The organism is Devosia sp. SD17-2, from assembly GCF_029201565.1.
Classification (GTDB): domain Bacteria; phylum Pseudomonadota; class Alphaproteobacteria; order Rhizobiales; family Devosiaceae; genus Devosia.
Map to the genome: position 1 here is coordinate 2312222 of NZ_CP104002.1, position 12590 is coordinate 2324811.

Here is a 12590-nt window from a genome sequence, read left to right on the forward strand (position 1 = left end):
CATGGCTGAGTTCGTAATCGATCGCATACTGATCTACCCTGTCCGATCTCTCGGGGGGATGTCGATAATCGACGCTGAAATTTCTCCGGGCGGCTCATTGCTCGGCGACCGGGAATGGGTGGTCGTGCGGCCTGATGGCAGTGTGCTTTGGCAAGGCGATATCCCACGCACGACGCTGCTCTCTGCCTTTCTCTCCAACGGTGAGCTTTCAGTGCGAGGGCATGACGGTGGGATTGGGCCAAGGCCCCGGGATGCTCAAGGAGGCGCTACCACGGTCAGGCAGGATGGTTATTCACTGTCAGGGGTCGATCAGGGTGAGGAAATTGCCCAATGGTTGAGCGACCAATTGAGGACTTCGTGCCGGCTGGTCCGTATCGGCGCGGAAGCGCATCGATGGGGTGGGCTTAACCCGATACACGCGGTTTCGCTCGTTTCGCTCGCGGCGCTCAATGAACGCCTGGCAGAGCAGGGGGCGGCGCCTGTCGAAGTGGAGCGCTTTCGACCGAATGTCGTCCTCTCTGGACGCCACAGTGCCTTTGACGAAGAGAGAGCAGAAGAAATACATTTTCCGGACGCTTCTCTGGTGCTCCGCGAGCCCTGCGTCCGATGCGAACTTCCAAATATCAGCCGCCTTGACGCCAGCCGTGGCAAGCAGCCGCTCAAAATGATCGGCACCATGAGCCGCACCCGGTCCTCCGCGCGTCCGGCCTCGTTCGGCGTGTATTGCACGGCAGAAGGCAAGAGTCTTCGAACGGGAATGGAAGATATGACCGGACATGTGGGCCAGTCGCGCCTCTGAACGGGGAGATATTTCTTTACCTTGGCTGGCATTTTGAAGATTGAGTCCCAGAGCACGCAAAGGATTTTGCGGCGCGTATGACCGCGAAAGTGGTCGTTACGCCTCAAGAACCACAGGTTTCTCGCCTGTGGTCTAACAGCATTTCGCAATCTATGTGTTGTGTCGTCCAACCTTGGTTTGGCGGGAGTGACAATCCTTTCTATCTGAAAGGCCGGCATGCTGCATGACGCGCGCGTTCGCTACACCGTTTTGTTCCATAATATATATTATGCGAACAGCTGGTTGTGGGTGGTTTGAGCGTTTTAATTGGCCCGCTACCCCGTTTGTTGAGGCGCTGGCCCTTGGAAGGTCCAGCTATCGCGCCCTTGACGGAAGCCGCAACGGCGCGGGCTCTACTCGTAGACCACTACCATCAAGGCTCGGGCTGGGTGTTTGCTGGCGTTGGCGATCTCATGGTCGACGTCTGCGCGATAGCGGGCCGTTTCGCCGGATCTGACGACGCGTTCTCCAAGCGAGGTCTTGACGCTCAGTCCTGGGGTATGGGCGGTCAGGTGCTCGATCGTGCCAGAAGCATGCGGCGCGCTAGCGAGTTTCATGCCTGGCGCGATCTCGACTTCGTACCATTCCACCCTGCCGGCCATGGCAGGTGGACTGAGGATGCGCAAGAGCCAATCGCCGTCAGGGCTCTTGATTTCCGGCGTATGCGCGACCGGAATGATCTCAATGGGTGTGCTGCGGTTTGGCGCGACGCCACCATCAATGAGGTCGCCGAGATCCATCTTCAGCGCCTGCGATAGTCCCCAGAGCACAGCGAGCGTTGGATTGGATTCGCCGCGTTCGATCTGGCTGAGCATGGAGCGCGACACACCAGACAGCTGTGACAGGTGCTCAAGTGTCAGGCGTCTCGCCTTGCGCTCGCGCTGGATGATGGGGCCGATATCGGGTGCGTCCGGCATGTTGGAACTCTCGCAACGCCATTTTTCCCATCCCTACCCCGAAGAATTCAATCTTGCCAGTGAATTCCGATACATCTTGCATGTCGATCCGTTATAACGGAATATCCGCTTTAACGGAGGCCTTCATGCCAAACAGTTTTCTCGACCACGCCCGGCAGACCCTGCAATCCATTGAAGACGATGGGCTTCTCAAGCGAGAGCGACTGATCAGCGGCCCACAGGGCAAGAAGGTCGACGTGGCCGGGCGCAGGATGTTGAACCTCTGCGCCAATAATTATCTGGGCCTCGCCGACAATCCGGAGATCATCGCAGCGGCGCGTGACGGGCTGGATCGGTATGGGTTCGGCATGGCGTCGGTGCGCTTCATCTGCGGCACGCTCGACCTGCATCGAGAGCTCGAAAAGGCAATTGCGCGCTATCTTGGCAAGGATGATGCCATCCTGTTCGCTGCCTGTTTCGACGCCAATGGCGCGCTGTTCGAAACCCTGCTCACCGCAGAAGACGCGATCGTCTCCGACAGTCTCAATCATGCCTCCATCATCGACGGGGTGCGCCTCAGCAAAGCGAAGCGCTATCGCTACGATACAGGCGATATGGAGGCGCTCGAAGAGCAGTTGAAGCAGGCCGTGGCTGACGGGGCGCGGTTCCGCCTGATCGCGACAGACGGCGTGTTCTCCATGGATGGTTATATCGCCAAACTGCCGGAAATCTGCGCTTTGGCGGAAAAGTACGGCGCCATGGTGATGGTCGACGATTGTCACGCGACGGGCCACCTTGGGCCACAGGGTCGCGGTACGCCTGCCCTGACGGGAACGCAGGACCGCGTCGACATCGTCACGGGCACATTCGGCAAGACGCTGGGTGGCGCCATGGGCGGGTTCATCGCGGCCGCGCAGCCCATTACCGACCTGCTTCGGCAACGGGCGCGCCCTTACCTCTTTTCCAATGCGCTATCGCCTTCGGTAACTGCGGGATCCCTGAAAGCGCTCGAACTGGCTGAAGGCGCGGACGACCTCCGCCGGCAGCTGATGCGCAATACCCAGCGTTTCCGGGCTGCACTCGGCCAGGAGGGCTTCGAACTGCTTCCCGGAGAGACGCCGATCATCCCCGTCATGCTTGGTGAAGCCCATCTCGCGCAGCGTCTTGCGGCGGCGCTGGATGACCGTGGCGTCTATGTCGCGGGCTTTTTCTATCCTGTGGTGCCCAAGGGCAAGGCCCGCATCCGCACTCAGATGTCCGCTGCGCTCGATGATGCGGACGTCGATCTTGCGGTCGCGGCCTTTGTCGATGCCGGCCGCGAAATTGGGGTGATCTGATGAAGGCGCTTTTGAAGGCAAAGGCCGAACCCGGCATCTGGATGGAGGAGCGTCCGGTTCCGGAAATCGGCCCGGAAGACGTCCTCGTCAAAGTGCGCAAAACCGGCATCTGCGGCACGGACGTCCACATCTACAAATGGGACGACTGGGCGCAGAAGACCGTTCCCGTGCCCATGATCACGGGCCACGAATATTCTGGAGAGATCGTGGCTGTGGGGGCCGAGGTGCGCAATCTGCGGATTGGCCAGCGGGTTTCCGGAGAAGGGCATGTCGTGGGGATGAAGTCCCGCGCCAGCCGCGCCGGAAAATATCACCTCGATCCGGACACCAAGGGGATTGGCGTCAATCTGCCCGGAGCGTTTGCGGAGTTTGTCAGGATCCCCGCTTTCAATATTGTGCCCCTGCCCGACTCCATTGATGACGAGCTTGGGGCAATCCTAGATCCACTGGGCAATGCCGTTCATACGGTGCTGGCCTTCGACATCATCGGCGAAGACGTTCTGGTCACCGGGGCCGGTCCCATCGGGATCATGGGCGCGGCGGTTGCACGCCATGTCGGAGCGCGTCACGTGGTGATTACCGATGTGAACCCGGAACGCCTGCAACTGGCGGGCGAAGTGGCTGATGTCGTGCCCGTCAATATCCGGGATCAGAACCTTCGGGAGGTCATGGACAAGCTGGGCATGAAGGAAGGGTTCGACGTCGGCCTCGAGATGAGTGGCTCGCCAGCAGCGCTAGATCAGATGACCGACCACCTTGTCATGGGCGGGCGGATTGCCCTGCTCGGGGTTCCAGCGCAGCCTTTCATCTTTGATCTCAGCAAGATCGTTTTCCGAATGATCACGCTGCGCGGAATCTATGGCCGCGAGATGTTCGAGACCTGGCACAAGATGCTCGCCATGCTGGAGTCGGGCCTCGATGTCCGCAAGGTGATCACCCGGCGGATGCACGCAGCCGACTACGCTGAGGCATTCGAACGCGCTGCACACGGGGAGAAGGGCAAGATCGTGCTCGACTGGGGTTAAAAGACGCCCCAAGCGGCGGAGCCTAAACGCCGGCCCCTGCCCCGATAACCAGCGGCGCGATTAGGTTGAAAAGCGGCTGCAACACAAACCGGGTGATGCCCAATAGCGAGGCGAGAAGAAGAGCCCCGCCGACCCAAAGGCCGGCCGATGGCGGGAGGCGTATGCCGACAGCATTGAGGAAATGTGCACCGGCAAGCGGCGGAAGCGGCAGTAGGGAGAACAGCGCCATCCACACCGCAAACGGGGTTGCGAAACGGAGGAAGGCTGCCGTGGTGAGCCCTGCCGTATAGGGCAGGACGGTGAGCGCCGGGATGATCAGCAGAGTCAGCAACCAAGCCAACAGCAGCAGGGCGGCGCTGCCGGCCAGAACGGTTGCGACAAGGGCCAAAGACCCGTGCCGCAACTGGGCCTTGTCGATATCGACCACCTTGCCCCAACCGAAACCGGACAAGACGATGGCGGCAAGCCCAAAAAGATCGACATGGGCGGCAGGCGACAGGGTCAGGCGGCCGTCGTAGCGAGGTCCCTTGTCACCCAGCATGACTGCCATGGCGGCAAGCACGGCGCCGTGTATGGTCACGACAATCAGTCCCGCCAGCAGGCGGGACACCATGGCCTGGATCGTGAAGTCGGCGTTCATCACGCCGGCTTTGCGATCGCGGGACTATAAAGGGATCGAACGCGCACTACTCGATGATCATATTGTAGAGCGCGTCACTATCGGTTGGCAGGGCCTGACCGCTGGACGGAAAGCCGTTCCGCTGCAGGATATAGGCCATCATGTCGGCATAGGCTCCGGGGGAATACCGACCCGGGGCATCCGGCGGCATGGTGCCGCTCATGACGTCATAGAGCACGCCGGCAGGCGCACCATCGCCGAATTTGCTGAGGAAGTTGACGCCGCGCAGCGGCGGGCCACCCAGGAGGCCGCCGCGCAAATCCTCTCCATGGCATTCCACGCAATCCTTCTGGAATTGCGTTTTGCCGCGGTCGACCTGATCGGATGTAAAGGAGACAGGGACTTCAGTCGCGGCCTGGGCGAGCAGGATCCGTGTTTCAGATTTGGGAGCGGATACACCAAGCGTGCCTGCGCCCGGCCGTTCATAGCCGCTGACCATGCCAAGCGTCGCGAAAAGCGCCCCGCTCCCAGCCAGCACGCCAATCACGCTACGCAATAGTCGCCGTGAACCATCTTTGGTCATGAAATCCTCCTATACGATCAACGAGAACAGCGCTGTCGTCAGTTGAGTATGTGTCTAACGGAACGCACAACGCACGAGTTTGCAACAGTTCTTTTGGGGCGCCGAAGCAAAGAGCATTTGGCCCGGCGCATAGATCTACTCAATTGAAGTCACATCGTATTTCTCCAGAATTGACGCGATTTTGCCATTGACGGAAAAGTCAGCGAAGGCGGCAGTGACGGCACGCTTGAGCGTGATATCGCCCTTCCAGAAGCCGAAGACGAGGTGATGGCGAGGCAAGCCTTCGCCGATCCATCTCACCGCCCAGCCATTTTCCCTGGCCAGCCCCGAGGCCATCATGGCTTCAGTCACTCCAGCATCCACCGAGCCATCGGCGATCGCTGCGACCAGCGCCTCTGGCGAAGTCATGACGCGCGCGGTGACGCCTTGGGCGCGGAGGTAACTGGCGAGCCCAATGCGGTCGAGGCCCGATACCAAGGCCAGTGTGCCCACCGTCAGCCCGCTAAGGGACTGCAGGGCTTGCTGCGAGACGAGAGCCCAACCCGTTTCGGCATATTCGGGTCCCGTCTCCAGAAAGGATCGTGTCTGGGCGGAGTTGACTACCCCGCCCGCCACGATCTGGCATTGCGCGCGGTTGAGGTTCCAGTTCCGTGGGTTGAAGTCGCGGCCCATGGCCTGGTTCTCGGCGATAATCATCGAGACGCCCATATGATCGGCCACGGCCCGCAGGAGCTCGATATCGACACCGGGGCGTTCCGGGTCGCCCGTGACAAGTGGCGGATAGGTGCTAGGGACGCAGGCCCTAAGGGCCCCTACCCGCTCGATCTCGCGCAGCGAAGTGTCGGGCGGCAACAGGCTGACAGCGACCAGCAGCGCGACGACCGCTCCAAAACTGATAACATTGCGCAACTTGCCGGGGTCGACCATTTCGGTCAGGCCCGCCGAAAATCGAGCAGAGCAATGGTGAAGAACACAACGGAGCACACCAGCATGACCGTGACCCCTGTCCAGACGCCGAATTGACTGTAGTTGATGAGCACGCTGCGCAGAGAGTCTACGGCGTAGGTCAGTGGATTGTATTGAACGATGGTAACGAGCCAGTCTGGATAGACGACGCGCGTCTGTGCCTGGCTGAGCGCCGGATCCAGCGGGAAAATCGAGCTCGAGGTGAAATAGAGCGGCAGGATGACGGCATTGGAGAAGATGCCGAAACCCTCAAAGCTGCGAATACGATTGGCGATGACAACCCCTAGCGAGGTCAGCGCGAAAGCCAGCAACGCCATGAGGCCGAGCGCCTGCAGCGCCTGCATCGGGGTGAAGGTGACGTCGGCAAAGCGCGCGAGGATCAGAACCAGCGCTCCGTGCAGCACCGCGACAGTGGCGCCGCCCAGCACCTTCCCCAACAGCACCGTGCCGCGGGAGAGCGGCGACACCAGCACCTCGCGCAGATAGCCAAATTCGCGGTCCCAGATAACCGAGACTGCCGATTGCACGGAGGTAAACATGATGTTGAGCGCGATGACGCCGGGGAAGATAAACTGCAGGTAGGTGAAAGGCACGACGAAGGTGACGCTGCCATAGACTTCGCCGCGGAAGTAGGGATTGAGCCCGATGCCGAGGATGATCACCCACAATATGGGGCGACTGACACCGCCGATCAGCTGGCCCCGGTCGCGAAAGGCGCGTCGAACCTCGCGTAGCCAGAGGCCATAAAGGCCGCCCAGCTGCACCATAAACGGGTGCGGTCTTCTGATCGTCTCAACTTCATTCATCGTGTGTGCTCCCCTCCCCGACGACCAAAGGACAGGGTCTGTTCCCGCGCACCGGCGGCCTGATCGCGGATCGCCCGTCCCGTCAGGGACAGGAACACGGTTTCGAGGCTGGGTTTTTCAACCTGCATGGCGGTAATGCCGGTGCCGAATTCTCCGAGGAGCGCAGCGACGAAGGCTTCGTCACTGTCGAGCAGCAAGTCTTCCCCCGCGCCCGGCGAAAGGCGCTCCGCATAGCGCTGGGAAATGGCAGAGCGAACAGCGTCATTGGCGGGGGTGAGGCGAAGGCGGGCGTGGCCATGGCCGGATTTGAGGCGGCCCGGTGTATCGAGCGCCAGCACCTTGCCGCCGTCGATTATGCAGACACGGTCGCAGCCTTCGACCTCCTCGATGTAATGGGTGGTAACCAGAACCGTGATGTTCCGCTGCTGGCGCAGGCGATGGACATAATCCCAGATGCGGTTGCGGGTCTGTGCATCGAGGCCCACTGTCGGCTCATCCAGCATCAGAATTTCGGAATCGTGGATCAGGGCTCTGGCAATCTCGAGGCGTCGCTTCATGCCAGAAGACAGGGTCCGCGCGACCTTGTCGGCCCATTGCGTCAACTCGACCAGCGCCAGCATTTCCTCGATGCGCTGGCGGCGCAAGCGGCGGGGTACGCCGAAGACCAGGCCATGGAGTTCAAGATTTTCCCGCACGGTGAGGCGGTCGTCGAGGCTCGGCTCCTGAAAAACAATGCCCAACCTTTGGCGGGCTTCCAGCGGATTTCGTACCACATCGACGCCGCCGATCCGTGCCGTGCCGCTGTCCGGGCGCAGAATGGTCGACAGGATATGCAGCAGCGTTGTCTTGCCCGCACCATTGGGCCCGAGAAGCGCAAACACCTCCTGCCTCTGGACGCTGAAGCTTACCTCATCGAGCGCGAGAACGCGGCCGTATCGCCTCGAGATCGCCTCGACCTCGATGGCCGGGACAACCGCCAAGGCAGCATCACTCGCGGTGCTCATGGTACGGCCCGGGCGGGAAAATCGTAGCTATCGATGATCTGCTGGAAGGTGCCGTCGGCGCTCAGGGCGGCAATGGCTTCGTCGATGGCATTCCGCAAAAACTTCTGATCGGACAGGACGATAGCGCCGACGCCAAGACGTGTCGGCGCGAGAGGCGTCGGCTCGATCGCATGCAATCCGGCATAGGCGGCGTCGGCGCGCTGCCTGGCCCAGAGGTTTGGCGCCCAGACAAGGGCCAGGTCCACGGACCCATTGAGCACGGACTCGAGCGCGGCGTCATTGGTGCTGGAGGGGAAGGCGCGCCATCTCTGATCGGCCGGCAGAGCCCTGATGTAGGAGACCAGCAGGATGTGAGCCGAGGTGCCGATGGTGGCGCTGATCGTACTTCCCGCCGGGAGTTCGGCCAGCGAGCGCAAATCAGGATCGGCGGTGACAAAGACATAGTCGCTTTCGTAATAGGCCCGGGTAATGGCCAGCCAGTCGGCGTAGCCCTCGGGGATCAGCTTGAAACCGAGATAGAGGTCGCATTGCTCCAACATGAGCGCATAGACCTTGGTGATGTCTTCCTGAACGAACTGGCTTTCGACGACGTAGCGCTCCGGCTCCAGCAATAGGGCGGCGGCGATGGCGTCGGCGATCGTTTCGCCGATTTCCCAGTCGGCGTCCCGTGGATCGACGCAATATCGCAATTTGGATTCGTCGAAGCGCCGACCGATTTCCCACTGGCGATCGGCATAGGGAGTGTCGTTGAATTCTGGTTCCTGCGCAGGTGAAGCACCGCAAGCCAGCAGAGTCAGCGCAATGGCGCCAACGATCTGGCCGAAAGACGTGGATTTAGTCCGCACACTACAACCTCAATAGGCACCCGGACGCGACCGGTATGGTCCAGTGCGTCCGGGCAATTCGACAAGGCGCCAGGCGCTTACTTAGCGTCGGGCAGTGCGAAGACGTAGAGCGAGACCGGATTGTTCGGCGGCAGTTTGACGTCCGGCGTCAGCGACTGCAGGCGACCAAGGCCGTTACCCCAGTTTGCAACCACGGCGATGTACTGCTTGCCGTTGGCTTCGTAGCTGATGGGGAAGGATTCAAGCGCGTTGCTCAGCTTGCCGCTCTCCCAAAGCACTTCGCCAGTTTCATCGTCGAATGCGAGGAGCTTACGGTCCAGCGTGCCGACGAAGACCAGACCGCCACCTGTTGGCAGGGTCGAGGTGGTGACCGGCGCATACTGGCGGTATTCCCACATGTCAGACTGGTCATCGAGCTTAACAGCACGGACCTGGCCAATATTGCCGTCGCTGTCTGGATGCGGGACGCGGGAGAAAGTCTGCAGACCACCGCTGGTGTAGATCTGGCCCGGATCGAGCGGATTGACCGTCGTGTTGGAGCAGAACTCGACCATCGGCAGATAGATGGCGCCGGTGCGCGGGCTATAGGAGGTCGCCTGCCAGGCGCGTGCGCCCGGGTCGGCCGGGCAGTTGAAGGTGGTTTCCCCAATGACTGGAATGACTTCCGGATTGATTTCCTTCTCGCCTGTTTCCTGATCGATCGACAGAACGACGTTCTGGGGAACGGTCTCCTTTGCCCACAGCCACTTGCCGTCGGTGCGGTTGATCGCTTCGATGATGCCGAGCTTGCCGGTGGTGACGATCATGTCGTCAAAGATCATCCGCTCATAGACATAGTCCAGATCGAGCGAGTCCGTGGCCAGATACTGGTGGTACCACTTCAGCTCGCCGCTGTTAGGATCAATGGCGAGGGTCGAGTTGGTGTAGAGCGCCTCATTGGTGACATTGGGGTCGTCACTTGGCGGCACCAGCCCTGCAATTTCGGTGTTCCAGGGATAGACCTGACCGACGCCGGCAAACACCAGGTTCTGCTCAGGATCATACGAGCCGGAGATCCACGCGGACGCGCCATAGCGGTTCTCGAGCGGCACGCCGTTCCAGCTGTTCCCCTCAGGGGTATCGCCGCGGGCAATCGTATGCACGCGCCAAAGCTCTTCGCCGGTTTCCGTATCATGACCGGTGAAATAGCATCCGCCCGGTTGGGCATTGGAGCAGTTGGTCATGCCCTGGATGATGACGCCATTGGCGACGATCGGGCCACTGGAATAGGCAAAACCCTTGCGGTGGTCAGCAACCTGCTGGTCCCAGACCAGACGGCCGGTCTTGATATCAAGAGCGATGATATGGGCGTCACGCGTCGCAACGATGAGCGTGTCACCATAGATGGCCTTCGACCGCTCGCCACCGGGGTTCACGCCTGTGGGCAACTCGTGCTGGTATTCCCAGATCAGGTCACCCGTCGCAGCATCAAGGGCCTGGATGCGGTGATCGGCATTCTGCAGGAACAGGACGCCATCATGCACCAATGGGGTTTCCTGGGTTCGGCCCGGGCTCATGCCCCATGACCAAACCAGCTCAAGCTCCCCCACGTTCTCCTTATTGATCTGATCGAGCGGGCTGTAGCCCCAACCGTCATAGGTCCGGCGCCACATCAGCCAGTCGCCGTCGGGCGGATTGGTCAGCATTTCGTCCGTAACGGTCGTGATGCTGTCGATGGGGTTTTCCTGGGCGACGGATGCCTGGAGCATCAATGCCGAGGCCGCGACCGTAACAAGGGCCGCCATCTTCAAGTTACTCTTCACGAGTACCTCCTCCTAAGATTGCTTAAAATAGGCCCAACCCGGATCGCGCGTTGCCCGCGAATTGATCGGTTGGCAGTTTTTGACTCTCAACATCGTTGAGCTAAGCCCACCGGAAGAGGTGCGTCAAGTTGCCACACACATCTGCGCGTGATGGTGATGAGATCAAACCCTCCACCGATGCCGATAAATTGGATTGCCTTGCTGTCGGCGCTGGTGGAACCTAGCGAAAGCGTCGGCTGTAGATCGGGGCAAAGGACAGCGCTCCACGCAAATGCCGAAGTGCTGACAGGCTTGATGCCGAGGAGAAATGGATGTCTGGAATAACGAGACGCAAGTTCGTTGCAGGGACAGTCGCGATGGTAGCCGCGCCGATCGCGCTATCTCCCATGCCCGCCTTTGCAGCCGAGCACGAAGTCGAGATGCTGAACAAGGGAGAGGCCGGCACTATGGTGTTCGAGCCTGCGCTTCTTCGGATCGCCAGCGGCGACGCCGTCAAGTTCGTACCCACCGATCCAGGCCACAACGCAGAGAGTATTCGTGACATGGCGCCCGAAGGCGCGGAACTGTTTAAGGGCGCCATGGGCAAGGAGGTCAGCGTGACCTTCACCGTCCCCGGTGTCTATGGCATCAAGTGTCTTCCCCACCTCGCGATGGGCATGATCGCGCTCGTCGTGGTGGACGACCCCTCCCCCAACCTCGAGGCCGCCAAAGCCGTTCGCAACCCACCCAAGGCCAAGGAACGTTTTGACGCGCTTTTCGCCGAACTGGAATAGAGCCCCGGCCAAGACAAGCGCCTGCGTGGACGAGCGGGGCCGTCTGTCAGGATACCACCTCAACCCGACCAGACCTCGTGAGGGCCTGGTCCACATTAGGACACTGCGGGTCAATGACGCGGGCTAAGTGTCCAGGCGACATCTGCGCGATCGGCTTCGACGACATGCCGTCTTCGCCCCACCGGGTGCACCGGCCCCGGCTTAGGCGGACACTGCCTAGGACCTTTAGTAATCCTCACCTGGCTGCCCAAGACGATCCCTCACCCATCGAATTTCGGCATTCCGACCAAGGTCCGGCCTTTTCGCGGCGTCCCATGAATAGGCCGCCAAGAGACGGCGGCGAAGGTTCAAGGAGATTGCGGATGGGCAGGGTTCGAAGCGTTTTAGCCGCATTGTTGGGCACAGCTTTTTTAGCGGTGCCCCTCACCGCAGCGGCGCAGGATTTCGGGATGGGTTTCTTCAATGACTCCATTGACCTCACGAACGCCTATGTCGCCCAGTCGGCGATGGCGAGCGTCGCCAATGTCAGACCTCTTACGACGCCACCCCCGACCGCCATCGACAGGTCGGTGATGGAGTTCGAGAGAGATCTTGAAGTTTCAGCACGCGTCCGTGAGCGCTTCCGGGACCAGCTGATACGCTCCAATCCGGATCGGGCTGCGGATATCGCCACGGCGCTGGAACGGAATTGGCTGCGGGAATTCGCCTATGAGATGGCCCTGAATGGTCTCGATGCAGACAATCTAGCAGACGCCAACACCGCCTATCTCATTGCCAGTTGGGCGCTCGTCAACAATGTCGAGTTCCTCGACCCAAGGGCTATTTTGTCAGTGCGGAACAGTATGCGGGCGGCGATTTCAAATAGCCCGGACGTCATCGCCATGAGCAATGCGGACAAGCAGATAGCTGCCGAGACACTGATCTACAACACAGTCCTTGTGATGGCCAACAGAGTGCAGATCGCGGCGACCCGCGATAGCGCGCTGCACGCCGCTGCGGCAAAACACTATGGCGACGGGTTCCGCGAGTTGGGGATCGACCTCAAGGCACTCCAACTGACCAACCATACCTTCGTCAGCATTCGGTAACGGCGCTT

General features: G+C 60.6%; 13 protein-coding genes. 5 read left to right on the top strand and 8 right to left on the bottom strand.

The window, feature by feature from the left end:
* The first annotated feature begins 1 nt into the window (after position 1).
* Positions 2-799, top strand: a complete 798-nt coding sequence (locus NYQ88_RS11345) for an MOSC N-terminal beta barrel domain-containing protein (protein WP_275651252.1) — start codon at positions 2-4, stop codon at positions 797-799.
* A 392-nt stretch (positions 800-1191) separates the two neighbouring features.
* Here the strand turns inward: NYQ88_RS11345 and NYQ88_RS11350 are convergent, their stop codons facing one another.
* Entirely contained in the window at positions 1192-1755 is a 564-nt protein-coding gene (locus NYQ88_RS11350; protein WP_275651253.1) for an XRE family transcriptional regulator, read from the bottom strand.
* Positions 1756-1880: 125 nt separating this feature from the next.
* On the opposite strand from NYQ88_RS11350, the gene NYQ88_RS11355 reads away from it, so the two are divergent.
* Together NYQ88_RS11355 and tdh are read left to right on the top strand one after the other, a co-directional pair.
* Positions 1881-3071 (top strand): glycine C-acetyltransferase, encoded by a 1191-nt coding sequence (locus NYQ88_RS11355; protein WP_275651254.1) that lies wholly within the window; start codon positions 1881-1883, stop codon positions 3069-3071.
* Positions 3071-4096 (top strand): L-threonine 3-dehydrogenase, encoded by a 1026-nt coding sequence (gene tdh, locus NYQ88_RS11360; RefSeq protein ID WP_275651255.1) that lies wholly within the window; start codon positions 3071-3073, stop codon positions 4094-4096. The genes NYQ88_RS11355 and tdh overlap by 1 nt, the downstream gene beginning before the upstream one ends.
* Positions 4097-4118: 22 nt before the next feature.
* Here tdh and NYQ88_RS11365 read toward each other — a convergent pair whose 3' ends face one another.
* From NYQ88_RS11365 to NYQ88_RS11395, 7 genes are all read right to left on the bottom strand, one after another.
* Entirely contained in the window at positions 4119-4736 is a 618-nt protein-coding gene (locus NYQ88_RS11365; RefSeq protein ID WP_275651256.1) for a hypothetical protein, read from the bottom strand.
* 46 nt (positions 4737-4782) lie between these two features.
* Positions 4783-5298, bottom strand: a complete 516-nt coding sequence (locus NYQ88_RS11370; protein ID WP_275651257.1) for a cytochrome c — start codon at positions 5296-5298, stop codon at positions 4783-4785.
* Positions 5299-5433: 135 nt separating this feature from the next.
* Entirely contained in the window at positions 5434-6225 is a 792-nt protein-coding gene (locus NYQ88_RS11375; RefSeq protein ID WP_275651258.1) for a transporter substrate-binding domain-containing protein, read from the bottom strand.
* A gap of 5 nt (positions 6226-6230) precedes the next feature.
* The gene (locus NYQ88_RS11380) at positions 6231-7070 is read right to left on the bottom strand and encodes an ABC transporter permease (protein ID WP_275651259.1); all 840 of its coding nucleotides are present in this window, start codon (positions 7068-7070) and stop codon (positions 6231-6233) included.
* Positions 7067-8074, bottom strand: coding sequence for an ABC transporter ATP-binding protein (locus NYQ88_RS11385; RefSeq protein ID WP_275651260.1), 1008 nt, complete (start codon positions 8072-8074; stop codon positions 7067-7069). Before NYQ88_RS11385 ends, NYQ88_RS11380 begins: the two co-directional genes overlap by 4 nt.
* Positions 8071-8919, bottom strand: a complete 849-nt coding sequence (locus tag NYQ88_RS11390; protein WP_275651261.1) for a transporter substrate-binding domain-containing protein — start codon at positions 8917-8919, stop codon at positions 8071-8073. Before NYQ88_RS11390 ends, NYQ88_RS11385 begins: the two co-directional genes overlap by 4 nt.
* Positions 8920-8996: 77 nt before the next feature.
* Entirely contained in the window at positions 8997-10721 is a 1725-nt protein-coding gene (locus NYQ88_RS11395; RefSeq protein WP_275651262.1) for a PQQ-binding-like beta-propeller repeat protein, read from the bottom strand.
* Between the two features lie 356 nt (positions 10722-11077).
* Between NYQ88_RS11395 and NYQ88_RS11400 the strand changes: the two genes are divergently transcribed.
* The gene (locus tag NYQ88_RS11400) at positions 11078-11494 is read left to right on the top strand and encodes a pseudoazurin (RefSeq protein ID WP_275651263.1); all 417 of its coding nucleotides are present in this window, start codon (positions 11078-11080) and stop codon (positions 11492-11494) included.
* A gap of 362 nt (positions 11495-11856) precedes the next feature.
* On the top strand, positions 11857-12582 hold the full coding sequence (locus tag NYQ88_RS11405) for a DUF6683 family protein (protein WP_275651264.1): 726 nt from the start codon (positions 11857-11859) through the stop codon (positions 12580-12582).
* Positions 12583-12590 lie beyond the last annotated feature (8 nt).